We start from the raw sequence: 20613 nt of genomic DNA on the forward strand, positions 1-20613 counted from the left end.
GAGTATCGATCATGATTGAGTGGAAAGTCCTTTATCATGCAGCTGTATATGGAAAACTTTTAATATAATTTTAAGATTGGCCCTATTATGTTCGCATGCGCCGAGGAGTATTGTATATTGATAACGTATTAATGAACGGAAATAGCAAAAACCGGTTGTAAATAATTACCTTTGTGCGTTTTAAAATTAGTAAGGAAATTGAAAAAATTTAAGCGGATTCTTAAGTATATCGGATTGTACAAAGGGAAGATTTTTTTGTACGTATCGATGACCATATTGGCTTCCCTTTTATCTGTGTTCTCGTTGACCCTTCTGGCTCCTTTAATGTCTATTATTTTTAAGGTTGATGGATTTGGGGGCGAAACCATTTTAAGGAAAATTCCTGGAGGACATATTTTAGGAAATAAATTAATTGAGCTGGTAGATCAGGGCCAGCAGATGGCTGCCGTATTACTTTGCTGCGGATTTATTATACTAGCTATCTTTTTAAAGAATCTATTTATATATCTGTCTTCACTGATTTCGGTACCGGTAAGAAGCTCCATTATCATTCATTTGAAGAATGATATGTATGCTAAGGTATTGTCTTTACCGGTAGGTTATTTTTCTGAGCAGCGCAAGGGCGATATCATGAGTCGTATGACCAACGATGTAGGCCTGGTGGAAAGCTCTATTGTGAATGCTCTGGAAGGATTGATTAAAGACCCTATCATGGTAATCAGTTATCTGGTGGCGATGATATGGCTTAGTCCCAGCTTATCCGTGTTTCTATTAGTATTGCTGCCGCTGACGGCTTTTGTTATAGGTCGTATCAGTCGTGCCCTTAAGCGTCAGAGTAATGCGGCAGCCGTAAAAGTAGGTGAAACACTTTCCATTCTGGAAGAAACACTAGGAGGTATAAGAATTATTAAGGGATTTGGTGCAGAGGAAATTGTAAATAAGCGGTTCACTTCACTCAATAATATGGTGCTAGGTATTACTAAAAAAATGTCGCGCAGGCGCGATTTGGCCTCACCACTTACAGAGTTGTTGGGTGTAATTGTTTTGTGTATTGTGATTTATTTTGGTGCTAATCTGATTAACCGCGATGCGTTGAACCCGGGGGATCTAATTGCATTTATTGCCATGTTTGCCATGATGATCAATCCGGCCAAGGCATTGTCTTCTTCGTTCTTTAATGTACAGGCCGGAGCTGCAGCTGTTGAGCGCATCGAAGATCTGTTAAACACTCCAGTTAAGATCGAAGATACAGGAACGCAAAAGCTACAGTCTTTTGAACATTCCATCGAATTCCGTAATGTATCTTTTGCTTACAACGATACGCCAGTGCTTAAGAATATCAATTTGGTGATTCCTAAAGGTAAAACCATTGCATTGGTGGGTAGTAGTGGTGCCGGAAAAAGTACATTGGCGGACTTGGTACCCCGCTTTCATGATGTAACAGAAGGTGAGATCTTAGTGGATGGCATCAACATTAAGGAATATAGTATACAATCGATACGTGATAAAATTGGCATTGTAAGCCAGGAGCCGATTTTGTTTAATGATACTATTGCCAATAATATCACTCTAGCGCACCCCAATGCTACCATGGAAGAAATAATAAATGCTGCCAAGGTAGCGAATGCGTTGAAGTTTATTGAAAACAAACCCGAAAAATTCGATACCAATATTGGCGACAGAGGTACTAAATTAAGTGGGGGAGAGAAACAGCGTTTGACCATTGCTCGTGCGGTGTTGAAGAATCCACCTATTCTGATACTCGATGAGGCTACATCATCGCTGGATACTGAAAGTGAACGTCTGGTACAGGACGCCATCAACAAAATGATGAAGAACCGCACTTCGCTCGTGATTGCACACAGACTGAGTACCGTTCGGAATGCTGATGAGATAGTAGTATTGAATAAAGGTGAAATTGTAGAACGTGGTAAGCATCATGAACTGATGCAGATAGAAAACGGTATTTATCGTAAGCTAGTAGATATGCAGGAAATGGTGTAATGCCAATTCCTGCATGTATTAATTAAATGTTCTATCCTCTATTGGCTAACAATCTTTACAGAACCTACGGTAGATGGCTTCGTATTGCGGAATAATATTGCTGATATGATATTGCTGTGCGTGATGAAAGGCGCGCTCTCTGAAACCTTGAAGAGTGGCTTCATCACGAAGAATATCCAATGCCCTTGCACTCATTGTCTCAATATCTCCTATCTCCGCTGTATAACCCGAAACGCCATCAATATTTACTTCTTTTAATCCCCCTGCGTTGGTAGACACTACAGGCACCTTGGAGGCCATAGCTTCCAATGCAGCCAACCCAAAGCTTTCGTATTCGGAAGGAAGTAAAAATAAGTCGGCAATAGCAAATACATCCTCAATTTGCTCCTGCTTCCCTACAAAAATCATCTTATCAAAAATGCCCAGAGCGCGTCCCTGTTCTTCTGCGTTTTGTCTTTCGGGTCCGTCTCCTACAAATAATAGTTTAGCAGGAATTTGTTTTTGTATCTCGTTAAAAACCTGCACCACGTCGGCAATACGCTTCACTTGTCGAAAGTTAGAAGCATGGAGTATTACTCTTTCTCCGTTAGGGGCTAGTACTTTTTTAAATGCATCTAATGGTTTACGGTTAAACCGTTCTACATCTACGAAGTTGTATACTACTTCGATCTCTTTCTGAATGTCAAAAGTGGCATAGGTTTCTTCTTTAAGGTTTTCCGATACTGCGGTAATGACATCACTTTGGTTAATCGAAAATGATACAACGGGGGCAAACATCTTGTCTTTTCCTACCAACGTAATATCAGTGCCATGCAGCGTGGTGATTACAGGGATATCTTTCCCTTCCTGTTGTAAGATCATTTTTGCCATAAAGGCTGCTGAGGCATGCGGAATGGCATAGTGCACATGAAGGAGGTCCAGATTGTTTGTTTTAATTACATTTACCATGGTGCTAGCTAATGCCGTTTCGTACGGAGGAAAATCAAATAAGGGATAGGTGGGCACTTGTACCTCATGATAGAAGATATTAGGCATGAACATGCTGAGTCTTACCGGCTGCTGATAGGTAATAAAATGCACAAGATGTCCTTTTTCCGCTAATGCTTTTCCTAATTCTGTAGCCAAAACGCCACTACCACCAAATGTCGGGTAACAAACAATTCCTATTCGCATAAGATAAAGATAAACGTTCTGTTGCTATTAATTCTTTTTAAGCTTGTTTTTATCGTGTAATGAATGATAAGATTTTTTATATGTGATAGGCTTCGTATCTCTACTGTTAATATTTTAAACATCCAGCATGCTATGCCCTTTGTCTTATCTTTATAAAAATTTAAACAATCATAACAGTATGCTAAGAAAATTGTTTTTCATATCGCTGTTATTTTTAGGCGATATAACTCATGCGCAGGATAAAGACGCTGCATTTATCAGGAAACTTGCGGATGAAATACTAACCAATGGAAAAGCCTATGATCATCTTCGCGACCTAACCAAAAACATCGGCGCCCGTCTGGCCGGTTCCAAGCAAATGTATCAAGCAGAGGAATGGGGTTATCGTTTGTTACAAGAAGCTGGGAGTGACAAAACCTATAAACAGCCGGTAATGGTACCTCGCTGGGTTCGTGGTGGTACGGACGAAGCGCGGGCTATATTACCGAATAAGGAAGAAAAAGAGCTCGCGGTGATAGCATTGGGTAATACTATAGGTACAGGAGGAAAGCCATTAGAAGCTCCGGTGGTGCTCATTCGGGATTTTGACGAATTAGAGATGAAAAAAGATCAGCTTAAAGGCAAAATTGTATTCTACAATTATAAATTCAATCCCAAATTTGTCAGAACATTTGATGCATATGGTGATGCTGTAAAGTATCGGAGTAGAGGGCCCTCACTGGCAGCAAAATACGGGGCCGTGGGAGTTATTGTACGTAGCATGAGCCATAGTATCGATAATGTACCTCATACTGGTGCGCTTTTCTATGACAGTGCTTATGCGAAGATACCGGCAGTGGCTATAGGATTACAAGATGCGGATTGGTTGGCTGCATCATTGGAACAGGGAGCTGCACTTAAAGTGGTTCTAAAGACTAATGGACATTTTTTGCCCGATGTGCAAGGGCATAATATTATCGGAGAGCTTAAGGGAAATGAGTACCCTGATGAGTACATTACCATCGGAGGACATTTGGATAGCTGGGATAATTGTGAAGGTGCTCATGACGATGGTGCTGGTGTGACCCAGACTATTGAAGTTTTAAGAGCTTTGAAGGCTTTGAACTATACCCCTAAACGTACTATTCGATTTGTGCTCTTTGCTAATGAGGAAAACGGCCTAAGAGGAGGGAGGAAATATGCAGAGGAAGCCAAAGCCAAAGGAGAAAAGCACATATTTGCCGTAGAAAGTGATGCTGGAGGTTTTACGCCAAGAGCATTTAGCTTTGATTGTAGTAAAGAACAATTGGATAAAGCCAAACGATGGTTACCGCTCATCGCTCCCTACGGATGTAATGAGTTTATCGCGGGTGGCGGGGGTGCTGATATTTCACCACTGAAGCCATTGTTGGGCACACCGTTGTGTGAACTCTTGCCCGATTCTCAGCGCTATTTTGATGTGCATCACTCCTCCAACGATGTATTTGAAGCTGTGAACAAGAGAGAATTAGAGTTGGGCGCTGTGAATATGGTCGCTTTAATATATCTGATCGATCAATACGGGTTTTAAAAAGAAAAAAAGCCACCTTTCATAGACGGCTTCTAATTTTCAATAGGATACGGGTTGTTCTAGAATTTTATTAGGGTACGGATTTATTTCGTGGTTGACAGTACAAAGTTGCATAAATTACATGGTGCTTTCCTTTGAAATTCGATGAACAGCCCTAATAATTCGATGAAACGGGTGTTTTCTACAATAGAGCTTTTTTTAAGGTAGTTTTCTGTTACTTTTACATTTTAAGCACTGTATTTGCAGTAGTTTATTTTTATTAGTTTATTTATTGAAAAGCAAATCGATATGAAATCAATTGCCGTATTTTTCTTATCTGTGGTGATGGTGGCGGCCATTTCCTGTAAATCAAAAGATACTAATAGTGGGGATCAACCTGCAACAGCAAAAGAATATTACCAAAAGGTACTTGAAATTGAAGAAAGTATTTCAGAGCCCTTACTAAAAGCGGAAGCTGAAATAAAAGCCCGTAGCGATAAGAATAATTTTGCCGGAATCGCAGCATCGGCAAAAGTGATGGAGGACACTCTTGATGTAAAAATCAAGGCACTAAAGAATATTCCGGCTGTGGGAAATGGTGCAGAAGATTTTAAAACAATGGCTGTGCGTTATTTTGAGTACATTAAAAGTATTTACACAGCGTACAAAGACATTGGTGAAGCAAAAGATGAGGAGCAACGTGAGGGTGCCGTTAAGAAAATGGCTGATCTTATCAATGCTCAGGAAGATATTATGACCAATCTCAATAACGCCCAGATAAAATTCGCTGCCGATAATGGATTTAGTCTTGACGAATTTTAAGTAGTACGTAAAATCGAAAATAAGATGGCTCATGGTACTTAGTATCATGAGCCATCTTATTAAGTATACCGAGAATTATTTAGCTCTTTCGCATTCTAGGACAATATTGGAGGCAACATCTTTTAAATATAGTTTGCTGCCTTCTATGCTAAAAGAGCTGATTCTATTTTGTAGAAGTTCTAGGTAAGCTGTCTCCTGCTCCATTTTATCACAGGCCATCCTAGTGGCGCCCACTTCCTGAAAACGAATGCTGTAGCCATTTAATTGTACTGTTCCGAAAATAGAGTTACAGGGAGCTTTGCCGTTGAATTTATTATCCTGTTCGTTGAATGTAAGCGAAACACCGCTAAGTGTTTCTTGCTTCGCTTTTGCCTGCCGCCGCATGGATAATACATTCCACGTGCCTGCTAGCTCCTTCTGAAAAGATTTGGTAGCGGTATTAGGAATGATGGTCTCTGTTATAATTTCGGTTTTTCCCGAAGTGGTACTTCTGGATGGAGAACTGCAATGAAATGCTGTCAATGCTAAGAGCAGTATTGCTATGTGGAAAACATTTTTTTTCATATAGTTTTTTTAAATGTAATAAAATCTTTTACTAATATATGCTAAATATCGATGACAACTTCATGCACGCCTCCATCGTCCTGCAAAGGGATAAACTGTTCCTGTAATAAGACGCCATCGAGAGTATATTGGATGCTTCCGTTTTTATGTTCGTTATTTACCCGTATATGATAGAAAGTATTACCAAAGCGGTAATTTACTTCAAATCCGGGCCAGTTATCGGGTATGCAGGGAGTAAGCTGAAGTTGCTGACCTTTTCTTTTTAATCCGAGGATATAATCTATGGCCAACTGGTAAGTCCATCCGGCAGAACCGGTGTACCAGGTCCATCCGCCACGGCCTTCGTGTGGCGCTACTCCGTACACATCGGCAGCCATCACATAAGGTTCCACTTTATACTGCTGGATATCGTCTGGAGTTTTTGTATGGTTTACCGGATTTACCATAGAGAACAATTCCCACACTCGTTCTTTATCCTTAATCTGAGCAAATGCCATAATAGCCCATATGGCTGCGTGGGTATATTGTCCGCCGTTTTCTCTTACACCCGGCAGATAACCTTTTATATAACCTGGGTATAGATCTGATTTGTCAAATGCGGGGGTCAAAAGTTTAATAATACCATTTTTTCTGTCAACCAGATGCTCATTGAGTGAAGTCATGGCTATACCGGTTTTTTCCACATGACCGGCACCGGAAATTACAGACCAGCTTTGGGAGATGGAGTCAATCTTGCACTCTTCGTTTTGTGCAGATCCCAACGGTGTGCCATCGTCGAAGTAAGCTCTCCGATACCAAGCACCATCCCAAGCATATTTGTTGATATTATCTTTTAACTTCTCAGCTTCGGAGATGCATTTTTGATGGAATGCTTCATCTCCTTGGGCTTGGGCCAACTCTGCAAATTTGATCAATACATAATATAAGAAGAAACCTAACCACACGCTTTCACCTTTTCCATGTTCACCTACTTTATCCATACCATCGTTCCAGTCGCCAGAACCGATAAGCGGTAATCCATGCTCACCAAATTTCAGTCCGTAATTAATGGCTCGTTTGCAATGATTGTATAAAGTTTCCCAATCATTGAGGAAAACAGGTAGGTCGTAATAACTTTCTTCATCGGGTCTTAGCGGTCTTCCTTCTATATAAGAGACGTATTCTTCTAATACTCCTAGGTCGCCTGTAGTTTCGATGTATCGTGTCGTTACATAAGGCAACCACAGATAATCGTCGGAGCATGTAGTGCGTACACCCCGTCCTGTTGGTGGATGCCACCAGTGTTGCACATCACCCTCTTTAAATTGTCGGGAAGCTGCCAGCAGAATTTGAGCACGGGTGATATCAGGACGGGTGTGCATCAATGCCAGTACATCTTGCAGCTGATCGCGGAAACCAAAAGCACCACCTGACTGATAGAAGCCACTGCGTCCCCATACACGACAGGCCAATACTTGATACACCAGCCATCCATTTACCAATACATTAAAGGCTTCATCCGGAGTCTTTACATAAACCGCTCCTAGAATATGGTTCCATTTATCATGGACCTTGGATTGAGCTTCATGCACTTTCTCGGATGATTTATATTTTACAACAAGGTTGCGGGCTTCCTGTTCGTTTTTGCCGCTACCTAGTTTAAAGATGACTTCTTTTTCCTCTTCAGGTTGTAATTCTACGCTAATCTGAATGGCTGTACACGGATCGAGTGCAGCTCCATAGCGATTCGACAAGCGCTCGCGACGGAGTGCTTCTGGATGAGAAAGCAGTCCGTTTCTTCCAATGAATTCGGTTCGGTCGCAGGTGTAAGATTTGTTAGGACCGTCTGCATCGAAGAAAGAAACTCTTTCGGCAAAAACACTGTTATATGCATTTCTTGCAAAGAGTACGCCGGTTTCCAGATCTTTCTCCGTAACCACATGCATGCGTGTGTTGGTAGCAGTATCGCCCAAAATCCATTCCACATAACCGGTTACAGAGAGTTTTCTTGGTTTGGGACTCAGATTTCTGAGTTTAATTACTACAAACTTTATAGGATCGTCTACATCCACATACACCCACATTTCGGAATAAATACCATTGGTGGCATGCTGATAAACCGTATATCCAAACCCATTGCGCGTAATATATCGTTCTCCGCTTTTTGCAGGGAGAGGCGAAGGCGACCAATATCGGCCGCTTTGTTCGTCGCGTATGTAATAAGCTTCGCCGGTAGTATCGGATACCGGATCATTCTTCCAAGGTGAAAGCCTGTAGGAGTGTGCATTTTCGGCCCAGGTGTAGGATGATCCGCTTTCAGTAATCATAGTGCCAAACTGCTCGTTGGCTATAATATTTACCCAAGGGGCAGGTGAGGTATGAAGCGCATCTGTGAGAATGAAGTATTCCTTACCATCCTTGGTAAATCCACCAATGCCATTGTTAAAGATTAAATCTGGTGGCAGTTCCAGCACGATATTAGAATATTTTTCTTCGGTGCCTGCAATATTTAGTAACGGCGGCAGTTTCTTAAGCGGTTTTTGTCTGCTCATTTGTTCTTGCAGCGTACCACCGTTGTCATAAAAGATAAGTCTGGCTGTGGTTTGAAGCAGCACTCTGTCTTCGGTTGTGAACTGATCGCCTTGTCGAACAAAAATACCTCCGGGCTGGTCCATTACCGAGCCTCCAATTGCTGCTACAAAGTCTACAATTTGATCGTGTAACAATTGACGGTAAGTGCCAAAGTCGTCGTTCCAAATTACCAAGTCTACGGCCAGCCCTTTCAGGCGCCAATAGGAATGCGCTTTTATCAGTTGTTTTACAAGTGTGATATTTTCGCTGTCCTGCACTCGTAGCAATACAATCGGTAAATCTCCCGAAATAGCATATCCCCAAAGACCTGATTGTCCTTTTTTATTGCTGGCAATAATGGATGCATCGGCTCTGTGTGTAGCATTGGCATACAAGATATGACCCGCCATGGCGTTGAACAATTGCGCTTCTGATTCGCTAGCGTTGATCTGCCGCAGCAATACCTGACTGTGTGTCCATGCCAGTTCAAACGCCCTATTTTTGATGTGTACATCGTGATATTTATAAATTAGCTCTTTGCTTCTTTCTTCAGTTTCGGAGATACCGATAATAATTTCAACAACGGCGGTTTGTCGAGGTTTAAGTGTGATTTTATGTTTTATGGCAGCAACGGGGTCTAATACCGATCCGCTGGAGCCACTCAGCATACCATCAGTTACAACACTTGCAGGAGCTTCCAGCGTACGCGTTCTACCGATGAATTTCATGCGGTCGCATTCATAAGAAACTTCTTCTTTTTCTGCTTGGGATACATGCATCATGAAGAACATCCAGGGCTGTTGTTCGTTTCTGGATCTGGCACGTCGTGTGCACATTATTGCACCGGCTTCGTCCATAATTTTTGTTTGTACAAATAAATTGCTAAATGCCGGATGCGCTTCATCAGCAGCCTGAGGTGCTATTACTACTTCGGTATAACCCGTTACCTCTAAGGTTTTTACATTATTGGTGCGGTTGGTGATTTTTATTCGTCGAATTTCAATGTCATCTTCAGGTGATACTACAATATCCGTTTTTGTTTCAAAGGCATCATTCATGCGCCTAAACTCTACATGTCCTTGTGAGAAAATGGTTTCATCTACCTTTAATTTTTTCAGCGTAGGCTGATAAGTATTGGACCAGATTTCACCTGTTGCAAGGTCTTTGATATAGCAGAAGGTTCCCCAATTATCTTTGGTGACATCTTCACGCCATCTTGTTACCGATAGCTTGTGCCATCTGCTGTAACCACCACCAGCATTACTGATGGCCATATGATAACGTCCGTTTGAAAGTAGTTGTACTTCAGGTACCGGTGTATCCGGTGTTTTAATAATACGGATATGCGATTCGTAACTGCTTACAATCATATTATCCGTACTTTCTTCCTGTGTAAAGTATGTAGAAGTTTTGGGCGGACGTTCTTTTAACAACAATAGTGCAGACTGGAATTGCGGGTCTCTTTCGAAACGTTGGTGCATCTTTTCGCCCAGCAATAATTGCGCTAGTGCTAGGAAGCCCATACCCTGATGATGCACCATGAAAGAGCGTACTATAGCATGCGACTCTCCTCGCGGCATTCTAGACGGTGTATAATCTATGGCCTCATAAAATCCGTATCTTCCCACAAAACCGTTTTTAGCCATTAGTTTCAGATTGTCTAATGCTTTCTGGGGTTCTACCATTAAAGCCATCATAGTTGCATATGGTGCTATGACCAGATCTTGTCCTAATCCTCTTTTCAATCCCAGCCCTGGTACACCAAAAGCCTGATATTGATAGTTCAGATGTGCATCAACCAAATTAAATCCTGATTCGGAAATACCCCAAGGAATATTTTTGCGTTTTGCATAATCAATCTGATTTTGCACTACCCCTCTTGCAGTTTTTTCCAATAAGGTATTTTCATAAGAAGGCATGAGCAAATCAGGCATAAGATATTCAAACATGGAGCCACTCCAAGAAAGTAACACGGGAGAGATGCCTTCGTTGGTAATCAAGCGGCCTAACGAAAACCATGTATCTTGAGGTACCTTTCCTTGTGCGATAGCTGTGTAGATACCTAATCTTGCTTCAGAGGCAAGCATGTCGTAATAACTCTTATCTTTTACATCTTCGCTAACATTATAACCTATATGGAATAAATGTTTGGATTTGTCGTACAAAAATTCAAAATCTACATCAGCAAATCCGGAGCACTCATTAGCCAGTTTTTCAATCTTACTGAACTTTTGTAATACGTTGCTTAGTGCCTCTTGTAACGTTTGAGATAGTTGTATCAGTTGTTCCTTATATGCTGCTTTTGAGGGATCATTGAGGTATTGCTCAATAATCGGCAATACGGATTGTTTATATTGATGAATATCTATTAGAGAAGGTATCTGTTCCAGAACCTTCAGCTCTTCTAGCTCCTGTGGTATAGGCAGTAGCCCTCTCCATGGTACTAAGAGGGCTAATGTGTTCCTCATGTCCTGTATTTGCTGTTCAAATTTCTGCAACCACATCACACACTCTTCGTTTTCCTTGATGCCAACTTGTTCCTGAAGCTCTTGTACTTGCTGGTGCAGTTTGTCGAAATAAGTGTGTTGGATATCCAGTCTGGTTACCGGCGACTTACACAATTGCAGTAAATAATTCTCCACTGTAGCAAATGCTGCTAGCTGTGCTTTTTCGCTAATGGTACTTTTAGCAGTAAGGAGTGTATCGTATAATCCTTGATAAAATTTATTAGAGATTAACTTGTCATGGAGTATTTCAAATAACCCTTGCCGTAATACCATCATGTTTGCTACAAAATTTCCGCTGTCTACCATGGATACGTACTTGGGATATAGCGGTTGTAGCGTAGTTGTTTCGTACCAATTGTAAAAGTGACCTCTGTATCGTTCTAGCTGATTGAGCGAGTAAAATGTGTTTTGAATACGCTCAACCAGTTTACACAATGATATATAACCAAAGTCATAAGCCGAAAGGCTCGCTAAACAAGCAAGACCAATATTTGTTGGTGAAGTACGATGTGCGATTACGGCGATAGGTTTTTCCTGATAATTATCCGGCGCTAGATAGTGATCTTCTTCACCCACAAAGTCTTCAAAGTAAGCCCAAGTTTTGCGACTGATGATATGCAGGAAATCTCGGTCGGTTGCTGAAAGACTAAAAGCTTTTCTGGTTTTAGGTTTGCTTACTCGCCAAGCAATTACCGGAGCTAACAACCATAATAATAACAGCGGTAAGGCAAAGGGAAGTACAGATGCGTTGTAGAGAATGATGAGTGCTGTAAGGCCTATAGTAATAAAAACAGCAGGCCACATGTAAGCATATGCTTCTGCTATAGTTTTCTTTGATTTTGTGCGCTGTGCAGCGAAAGGCGTCCATTGAAGTAACTTGCGTTTTGAGATCAATATTCGCCAGTTAGCGCGAATTATGGCATCGGCATTGTGATACGCTTCGAAAGGAATGCAGGCTATGTTAAAAAGCACCTGATATAAGTTGTACTTGAAAGTGGTTGCCGTATCGGCTATATGATATCTTATATCCAGATCTTTGGGTTTGCGAGCCAGCTGTATTAGCGTTGTAAATACCGGCATGAAAAACCAGAATACCAATACGCCTATCATCCATAATGCAGGATGAGGAAATATAAGCCATATAAGCGCAATGAGCACTAATAAGGCCGGTGTTACCAGACTACGCTTTATATTATCCCATATTTTCCATTTGGATAAAGCAGAGATGTAATTTCTTTTAAGTTTATTATTGGCATCGGGTGCGAAAGGCATTCCCCAAGATGCAATCTGCCAGTCGCCACGAATCCATCTATGACGCCTGCTGGCATCTGTCCAATAGGTTTCGGGATAGTCTTCAAAAACTTGTACATCGGTAAGTAATCCCGAGCGTACATAGCAACCTTCGAGAAGGTCGTGGCTCAGTATGCGGTTTTCAGGGAAAGCGTGACCTAATATTTCTTCGAAAACGTCAATATCATAAATTCCTTTTCCGATGAAAGAGCCTTCACCAAAAAGATCTTGATATACATCTGATACCAGCATAGTGTAGGGGTCAATGCCAGAATCATTGCTATGCATTCTAGCATATAGAGAAGCGGTGTTGCCGGGCATATTAACTGCTGTACGCGGTTGCAATATGCCATATCCTTCTACCACTCTACGTTTTTGGGGATCCACCACTGGCTGATTGAGTGGATGCGCCATAGTGGCGATCATCTTCCATGCCGACTCACGGGGTAATACGGTATCAGCATCCAAGGTGATTACATATTTTATATTGGAGAGGTGCTGAATATCGCCTACGATCTTCGAAAAATCGTGGTGACCTGTGTTTCTTAACAGACTATTGAGTTCGCCCAATTTACCGCGTTTGCGTTCGTAGCCCATCCATACTTTTTCTCGTGGATTCCACTTGCGAGGTCGATGCATCAGAAAAAAGCGATCAGGCTCATTCTCCTTTCTGTATTTAAGATTTAATAGCTCAATTTCTTCAACCGCATAGTTCAGGAGTTCTTCATCGTTAGGCATGTGCTCCTCAGGAGCATCGGCAAAATCTGTAAGCAGGCAGTAAAAAAGATTGCGTTGTGGATTGGAAAGATATCTTACTTCCAAATCGCTTACGAGTTCTGCAATACCATCCTTACTGGTAATAAGGCAAGGTACTGCTACTATCGCGCTGTACTCGGCCGGAATGGCTTTGGAGAAATCCAGCTTTGGTAAAAACTTGGGTTTTACGAGGGAGGTGGCTATCCAGTTTACAAATACAGTAGCAAAGTTGCCACCGAGGATACATCCTAGTACTCCTGTAAATATTGCCAACCATATGGGGTGACCGTATTTATAAATTACAGAACCAATGAAGGCGCCTATTAGCAGTGCGAGCAGTAAAATGGATCCTGCGTATAAGAAGAATCGCTTTTTGTCCAGTATCCGGGTTAACTGCTCTATAAAAGAAAGTTTAGCACCACAAGCGCTAATAAGTTCATCACGCCCTTTATCTATAAAAAAATATCCTACGTGTTGCTGACGTAAGGGTTTGCCAGCAGCTTGTTTTGCTTTAGCTAAAGCAATAGCAGTGGTGGCAATTTCGTGCTCGGGTTTTTGCGCTTTTTTACTCAGCCATTCAATTTCATGTCTATAATAGTCGCGGGTTTCAAAATCCATTTTAGGATAGATACCCGTAATATCTTCACTGAGTATTTTGTCAACAATGCTAACGTTCTCTACAAATTTTTTCCATTCGGTTGTTTTAAGCAAGCGAATACTTTCGATGCTATTGCGCATGGAAACCTGATCTGCAGCTTGATTCTGGCTGTGCAGGTTTACCATTTCGGCAATGGAATGTCCGGAGTCTGTCAGTTGTTCTTCCAGCCAGGAAAGTGGCATCGACAAACCCTGTCCTTTGCTTTGTAATCTCCTAGTAAATTCGGCTACAAATGCACTACTCAGCAATACATTGCTTTTGGCCATGTCGGCGGTAGCAATGATAATTTTTTTAGGTTCTTTTTGAGCAATCGTAATAAACTTTTCTGCCCAATAAATGGCTTCGTTTTTATCAAGTCTATCTATGGCTATGCGGGATGCTATGCGCCGAATGTTTTCGATAATTGCAAATCGCAGCATAATGGGAATGGCCCACAGCTCCCCGATAGTAAGTATATTATTGCTTTGATATCCTTCGATGAAAGCGGTAAGGTTTGCGATATCGATTCTTCCGTCACTATGCGAAATAATCTCCAACGCTATATCGTATACGCGCGGCATTCCTGCCGATTTCCCTGAAGCTAGAATAGGAAGGGTTTTGCTATACCCTTTTGGTAGGTGTTTTTTGGCAATGCTAATTTGTTCTTTTATCAGATAGAGGTTATCCAGAAACCATTCACTTGCTGGCGCTATTGTATACTTGTCTTTTACAGCCTCTGTTAGTAGTTGTTGTACTTTTATAATAACCTCTTCGTTTTCATTAAGTCTTCTAAGGACTTTATCGGATTGTTGGTTTTTTAATATTGTATGTTCTAATGCGATGCGTTCGCCTAATGACCTCATCTGAGCATTACTCAGTAAATCGAGTCTGAAAGGCGCTTCATCTTTAAAGTCATGACTTTGTCCTGAGCTAAAGTATTCACGCATTTTCATAACAATATCAACGGGTTTGTTGATTTTCATAGTAAACAATATAACGATTTTTGGGCAGGGTTCCTTTCGTCAGCACTTTTATATTTCAAGTATGACGCCCTGTTGTGCAACAACCTTAGAGTTCGGTAAAAAAATTAAAACTGCAACCCCTGTCTATACAGTTAGGGTCTCTGCGTATAAAAACATGCTGGTAATCATATGAAATCCAATCGTTTCATATCGATTTCTCATATGTATGAGAATAATAGCTTATAAGACCTCGTCGGTAAGATGAGGTACTATAAAGCTTTTTTACAGTCGGAATAATAATTACTGTAGTAATAACAAATAAAAACGAAAAAAGATTAATAAATCCGTGAGAAACACGGTTTTATTTTTTTAATGTATATATTTTCGAAAAATCCGGAAATTATCTTCTTTTAAGTCCGCCGAAACCTCCCGGCATCATACGTCCAAAGGCACCCATTTTATTCATATTTTTCATCATCTCGCGCATTTGTTCGAACTGCTTCATGAAAGCATTCACCTCGGCAATATCTTTTCCGGCACCTAAAGCAATGCGCTTGCGGCGGCTGCCATTGATGATATCGGGATTAGAGCGTTCTTCCGGCGTCATGGAATCGATGATCGCTTCAATGCCCTTAAAACTATCATCGCTGATGTCCAGATCTTTTACATGCTTGCCTACACCGGGGATCATACTCAAAAGATCTTTCATGTTGCCCATTTTCTTAATCATTTCCAGCTGAGCTTTGAAATCGGCAAAATCAAATTTATTTTTTCTGATTTTGCTTTCGATTTTTTTGGCCTGTTCTTCATCGAACTGCTGTTGGGCGCGTTCTACCAGCGAGGTGATATCGCCCATACCTAGGATACGTTGTGCCATCCTTTCGGGATAGAACACATCCAAGGCGTCCATTTTTTCACCATTGCTGATAAACTTAATGGGCTTGTTTACTGTGTATTTGATAGAAAGGGCCGCCCCCCCGCGGGTATCACCATCTAATTTGGTAAGTACCACCCCGGTAAAATCTAGGCGTTCGTTGAACGCTTTGGCCGTATTTACGGCATCCTGACCGGTCATACTGTCCACCACAAAAAGAATTTCCTGTGGGTTTACAGCATGTTTAATGTTAGCCACCTCGGTCATCATTTCCTCGTCAATAGCCAAACGACCGGCAGTATCTATAATAACTACATTTTTGTTTTTGCTTTTGGCACCGGCTACAGCAGCGCGAGCAATGCTTACGGCATCCTTGTTTTCAGGTTCCATATGCACTTCTACACCAATCTGCTCTCCCAACACGCGCAATTGTTCAATAGCTGCCGGACGATAAATATCGGCTGCAACCAGTAAAGGGTTGAGCCCCTTTTTGGTCTTCAGGTAATGAGCCAGTTTACCGCTGAAAGTAGTTTTACCGCTACCTTGTAATCCTGCAATAAGAATAACAGCCGGATTGCCTTTGGCATTCAAAGGGGCTTCCTCGCCACCCATCAGCTCGGCCAACTCATCTTTTACGATTTTTACCATGAGCTGTCCGGGGCTGATGGAGTTGATTACTTTCTCCCCAATGGCCTTTTCCTTTATTTTGTCCGTAAACTCTTTTGCTATTTTATAGTTTACATCAGCATCCACCAATGCACGACGAATTTCCTTTACCGTGGATGCAATGTTAAGTTCGGTAATTCTAGCTTGCCCTTTAAGGTTTTTAAAGGCACTTTCTAATTTATCCTGAAGGTTACTAAACATAATTTCCTGATATAAATGGGGTGCAAAGATAGCTATTAGTTCGCATAGCGTGAAGAGGCATCTTTAAAACGAGAAACGTTTATAAGTAAGTCCTTTAATATAAAATGTACTGATATCCTGTAAAGAATGAGGTATTCTGGAGGTATTAAAAATAAATTTTGTTGGTATCATAAATTTTATATAATTGCGACTTATTGAGTACTAATTTATGTGAAGATGAGTAAACAGAAGTTCACACTGGAGTATCCTGTGCGTTGCTCCCCCACAATTTTATACGAGTTTTTGGCTACTTCTAACGGGCTGGGAGAGTGGTTTGCCGAGACTGTTGATGAACGCGACGGTAAATTTTACTTCGGTTGGAATGGTAGTGTAGAGGAAGCCGAAGTGCTCGAAAAGGAGGAGGAGAGCTTTATACGCTTCAGGTGGGTAGGAGCTCCAAAAGACGAGTATTTTGAGTTCAGGATTGATAAATCGGAAATTACCAATCAGACCATTTTAGTTATTACCGATTTCGCTGAAAAGAAAGATATTAAGGATCAATCGCAATTGTGGGATTATCAGGTTAAGGATCTGTTTCACCGACTGGGTAATTAATAAGCATGCTGATACGACATGTTCATCTATTTTATTGCGCTAACCAGTATGTCGAACTGATTCATAAGTATTCTTGTTGCCGTGTTCGCATTGGTGATGGCAGTACAGGCAGCAATTTTTACAAAAGAGGCTTGCTTCAAAATGCGTCCGAATTCTTCCTGCTTTATTTGCTGTAATGAAAGATAGCTGCTATCATTAACATCGTGCACCCATTCATGGCCTTGGTATGCTATCCGGAAATCGTGCTTTTGAAGTATTTCAAAAGCCGCTAGGAGTTTTTCGGAAAAGTGTTGCTGCCATTGCCCCGAAAGATGCAGCGTCGTACTAAAGCATTTTCCCCACCAAAACATAGTACGTATGGCAAAAATGTCTGTTCGGGTGAAAAAGCGAGGATGATCCAGTACAATCCACGGCAAACCTAGGTAGTTTTCTCCTTTGGATATTTTTCCCCCGGTCTTTCGAATGGCCTCCGGTAAAACGACTGTTGAAATACATTGTTGCTGCTCCGCAAAAAGGTCCCCAAATGCTGATTGGATATGTTGTAGGATGGCGTTCTTTGTTAAAATCCATTCAGGATTGCTAACAAGCTTCATCTGCTGGGAGGAAAGGTGTATTTTTGCTAACTGCATTTGTAAAGATATTAATTGCAAAGGTGAAGAAACTCGATAAACTTATAATAAAAGCGTTTATTGGCCCGTTTGTGGCCACTTTTTTCATTACGCTGTTTGTGCTGATTATGCAGTTCTTCTGGCTGTGGATTGACGATTTTGTAGGGAAGGGGCTGGATGCACAAACCATTCTTCAATTCATCTGGTACCAAAGCGCGGTATTAATTCCTTTAGCGTTACCCCTCTCCATTCTGTTATCCTCTCTGATGACTTTCGGAAATCTGGGTGAAAGTTTCGAGCTGGTGGCGATTAAATCGGCTGGAATTTCATTGCTGCGTTTTATGATGCCGTTATTTGTGGTGGCCGGTATGATCAGTGCAGGTGCTTTTTTGTTCTCAAACTATGTCATTCCAGTAGCCAATCTGAAGTCGCGAACCCTGCTTGCTGATATCGTGTTAGCTAAACCCGCGTTTGCCATTAAAGAGGGGGTATTTTTTGACGGCATTGACAGGTTTGCGATTAAAATTGGGAAAAAAGAACCCAACGATAGTATCATTCGAGATGTCATCGTATTTCAGGATGATGATTACGGATTGCAGGATAATTTTCTTGTTGCTAATGACGGAGTAATGAAACCCTCGCCCGATAAGCGTTTTCTGGATATTGTATTTAAAAACGGGTGGCGTTATCAGGAGCGAGGCAATAAAAACGACTCTGTTACCGAATACATCAGACTGGGATTTAAGGAATATAAAATGCAGATGGATATCAGTGCTTTCAGCTTTAAAAAAAGCGAGGATAGCACAAACATCAACGAGCGGATGTATAACATGCGTCAGCTGGATGTGGCCATCGACTCCATGAACAAACACAACTCTATCACCTTAAAAAATTTTAAGGATAATTTGTATATGGGGCTACAGGTCCTTATTTATAAGGATAGTGTGTTGAAGGACACCAAGATTCCCGATTCTATTCTGAATTTCGATGCCAACATCAAAGCCTACTTGAGTGGTAAAGCCGCTACATCCAGCAAGGATACGAGTAGTGCTATAAAAGACACGACACGTAGCAAAACCCCTGATACATCTACCGCAGCAACGGCCATTGCCAAGCGGAAAAATAATATCAAGGAAGGGTGCCCTACAATTTCCAAAGCTCTTGATATAAGGGACCGCGAAAACAACGAAAAAGAAAAGAATATGGTACAGAACCGTGCAGATTCTGTACGGAAAGACAGTATTACATCCCCTGATAGTAATGCTGTGGTGGCCAAAGAGGCTACTGATACAGCTGATAAGCACAAGGATAGTATACATACTGCTACTGCAGCGGTGAAGAAAGATCCCAATAGTTTTGATGCTTTGCTTCCAGACAGTGCCCGCGATGATGTGAGCACCAGAGCTATGACGGTTATTCGTAATTTAAAGAGCAATATAGAACTCAATACTAGCATCATAGAAGATCAACAAAAAACGTTACAGAAGTATAAAATCGAATGGCATCGCAAAGTATCCCTAGCGTTGGCCTGCATTGTGTTGTTTATGATTGGAGCGCCACTGGGTTCTATTATCCGTAAGGGAGGATTGGGTACGCCCATGATTTTTGCCATTATCTTTTTTATGATTTTTTACTTTGTGTCTACCCGAGGGGAAAAGCTGGCGAAAGAGCTGGAGATGAGCGCCTTTACAGGTATGTGGTTGGCTACTTTTGTATTAGTGCCAATAGGTGTATTTTTGATTTATAAGGCGATGCATGATTCCAATCTGTTTAATAAGGAGTTTTATTTACGACTGAAGCGCAGCCTGGTACAACTGATAAAAAGGCAGCGTTCATAATAAAAGCACTAGGGATCATTCGTTTTACATCAAATTGTAGCACATGATGCAACCTTCTGTTCCATTGCAAAACTTAAGAATGCAAAAATGGGTTGCATCGGTATCGCTTGTACTGGTAGTTCTGAAGTTTGCAGCATACTACTTTACGGCTTCGGTGGCCATTCTTACCGATGCCATGGAAAGCATCGTAAATGTAGTAGCGGGTTTTGTGGGGGCTTACAGTTTGTTCATAGCTGCACAGCCTCGCGATCGCAATCACCCTTATGGTCATGGCAAGGCCGAGTTTCTGTCGGCGGCTGTGGAGGGTATCTTAATCGGGGCGACAGGAATTTTTATATTATATGAAGCGATTCGGAAGCTTATCAATCCTGTACCTGTCGAAAGAGTCGATTTAGGCATTATACTCATTGCCATCACCGCAATTATCAATTACGCGCTAGGTGCTGTATGCATCCAAAAGGGGAAAAAGAACCGGTCTCTGGCGCTAGAGGCTAGCGGCAGACATCTACAAACCGATACTTATTCCACGCTGGCTGTAATTGCGGGGTTAATTGTCATCTATTTTACCCGTATTTACTGGATAGATGCAATGGTGGCCGTAATATTGGCGGGATTTATTCTTTATACTTCATATAATATCATTCGGCGCTCCATAGCAGGAATAATGGATGAGGCAGATAAGGTACTGCAGGAAGAAATGATTCAGTATATCAACGGATATCGTAGGGAAAATTGGATTGATTTACATAACTTACGCATTATCAAGTACGGGAGTATTTTTCATATAGATGCCCATTTAACAGTACCCTGGTACTTTAACGTGCGGGAGGCACATGAGGAGATAGATATTTTTTCGAACATTATAAAAGAAGCATATGGGGCATCTGTAGAACTTTTTGTACATTCAGATGGTTGTGTAGAAGGGGTGCAGTGTCCTATATGCCTGAAAAAAGACTGCCCAGTACGCAAACAACCTTTTGAGAAAAAGGTGGCGTGGACACTGGACAATGTGCTGAATAATAAAAAGCATTATAGTTAA

At 41.4% G+C, this 20613-nt stretch carries 11 protein-coding genes; 6 read left to right on the top strand and 5 right to left on the bottom strand.

The features are described from left to right. Positions 1-198: 198 nt before the first annotated feature. Positions 199-2004: an ABC transporter ATP-binding protein gene (locus tag PIECOFPK_RS04280; RefSeq protein WP_330973172.1), complete on the top strand. Its 1806-nt coding sequence runs from the start codon at positions 199-201 to the stop codon at positions 2002-2004. A 45-nt stretch (positions 2005-2049) separates the two neighbouring features. Here the strand turns inward: PIECOFPK_RS04280 and bshA are convergent, their stop codons facing one another. Beyond that, entirely contained in the window at positions 2050-3177 is a 1128-nt protein-coding gene (gene bshA, locus PIECOFPK_RS04285) for an N-acetyl-alpha-D-glucosaminyl L-malate synthase BshA (RefSeq protein ID WP_330973173.1), read from the bottom strand. Positions 3178-3355: 178 nt separating this feature from the next. Here bshA and PIECOFPK_RS04290 point away from each other — a divergent pair, with 178 nt between their 5' ends. Continuing rightward, positions 3356-4726 (top strand): M20/M25/M40 family metallo-hydrolase, encoded by a 1371-nt coding sequence (locus PIECOFPK_RS04290; protein WP_409966591.1) that lies wholly within the window; start codon positions 3356-3358, stop codon positions 4724-4726. Between the two features lie 288 nt (positions 4727-5014). After that, complete coding sequence (locus tag PIECOFPK_RS04295; RefSeq protein WP_330973175.1) at positions 5015-5527, top strand: hypothetical protein; 513 nt, start codon at positions 5015-5017, stop codon at positions 5525-5527. A gap of 75 nt (positions 5528-5602) precedes the next feature. Here PIECOFPK_RS04295 and PIECOFPK_RS04300 read toward each other — a convergent pair whose 3' ends face one another. From PIECOFPK_RS04300 to ffh, 3 genes are all read right to left on the bottom strand, one after another. Next, positions 5603-6091, bottom strand: coding sequence for an META domain-containing protein (locus tag PIECOFPK_RS04300; protein WP_409966592.1), 489 nt, complete (start codon positions 6089-6091; stop codon positions 5603-5605). Positions 6092-6132: 41 nt separating this feature from the next. Continuing rightward, positions 6133-14814 (bottom strand): GH36-type glycosyl hydrolase domain-containing protein, encoded by an 8682-nt coding sequence (locus PIECOFPK_RS04305; protein WP_409966593.1) that lies wholly within the window; start codon positions 14812-14814, stop codon positions 6133-6135. 379 nt (positions 14815-15193) lie between these two features. Beyond that, positions 15194-16534 (bottom strand): signal recognition particle protein, encoded by a 1341-nt coding sequence (gene ffh, locus PIECOFPK_RS04310; protein ID WP_409966594.1) that lies wholly within the window; start codon positions 16532-16534, stop codon positions 15194-15196. A 216-nt stretch (positions 16535-16750) separates the two neighbouring features. Here ffh and PIECOFPK_RS04315 point away from each other — a divergent pair, with 216 nt between their 5' ends. Further along, positions 16751-17128, top strand: coding sequence for an START-like domain-containing protein (locus tag PIECOFPK_RS04315; RefSeq protein WP_330973179.1), 378 nt, complete (start codon positions 16751-16753; stop codon positions 17126-17128). A gap of 26 nt (positions 17129-17154) precedes the next feature. On the opposite strand, the gene PIECOFPK_RS04320 is transcribed toward PIECOFPK_RS04315, so the two are convergent. Further along, complete coding sequence (locus PIECOFPK_RS04320) at positions 17155-17757, bottom strand: hypothetical protein (RefSeq protein ID WP_330973180.1); 603 nt, start codon at positions 17755-17757, stop codon at positions 17155-17157. Between the two features lie 23 nt (positions 17758-17780). Between PIECOFPK_RS04320 and PIECOFPK_RS04325 the strand changes: the two genes are divergently transcribed. Together PIECOFPK_RS04325 and PIECOFPK_RS04330 are read left to right on the top strand one after the other, a co-directional pair. Then, on the top strand, positions 17781-19574 hold the full coding sequence (locus tag PIECOFPK_RS04325; protein ID WP_409966595.1) for an LptF/LptG family permease: 1794 nt from the start codon (positions 17781-17783) through the stop codon (positions 19572-19574). 43 nt (positions 19575-19617) lie between these two features. After that, complete coding sequence (locus PIECOFPK_RS04330) at positions 19618-20613, top strand: cation diffusion facilitator family transporter (RefSeq protein WP_409966596.1); 996 nt, start codon at positions 19618-19620, stop codon at positions 20611-20613.

The sequence above is a fragment of the Chitinophagaceae bacterium C216 genome, assembly GCA_028485475.2.
Taxonomy (GTDB): Bacteria; Bacteroidota; Bacteroidia; order Chitinophagales; family Chitinophagaceae; genus Niabella; species Niabella composti.

What these genes read in the sequence shown, in the direction of transcription:
- bshA (WP_330973173.1), bottom strand. Translation starts at nt 3,177, where the DNA reads ATGCGAATAGGAATTGTTTGTTACCCGACATTTGGTGGTAGTGGCGTT.
- PIECOFPK_RS04290 (WP_409966591.1), top strand. Translation starts at nt 3,356, where the DNA reads ATGCTAAGAAAATTGTTTTTCATATCGCTGTTATTTTTAGGCGATATA.
- PIECOFPK_RS04295 (WP_330973175.1), top strand. Translation starts at nt 5,015, where the DNA reads ATGAAATCAATTGCCGTATTTTTCTTATCTGTGGTGATGGTGGCGGCC.
- PIECOFPK_RS04300 (WP_409966592.1), bottom strand. Translation starts at nt 6,091, where the DNA reads ATGAAAAAAAATGTTTTCCACATAGCAATACTGCTCTTAGCATTGACA.
- PIECOFPK_RS04305 (WP_409966593.1), bottom strand. Translation starts at nt 14,814, where the DNA reads ATGAAAATCAACAAACCCGTTGATATTGTTATGAAAATGCGTGAATAC.
- ffh (WP_409966594.1), bottom strand. Translation starts at nt 16,534, where the DNA reads ATGTTTAGTAACCTTCAGGATAAATTAGAAAGTGCCTTTAAAAACCTT.
- PIECOFPK_RS04315 (WP_330973179.1), top strand. Translation starts at nt 16,751, where the DNA reads ATGAGTAAACAGAAGTTCACACTGGAGTATCCTGTGCGTTGCTCCCCC.
- PIECOFPK_RS04320 (WP_330973180.1), bottom strand. Translation starts at nt 17,757, where the DNA reads ATGCAGTTAGCAAAAATACACCTTTCCTCCCAGCAGATGAAGCTTGTT.
- PIECOFPK_RS04330 (WP_409966596.1), top strand. Translation starts at nt 19,618, where the DNA reads ATGATGCAACCTTCTGTTCCATTGCAAAACTTAAGAATGCAAAAATGG.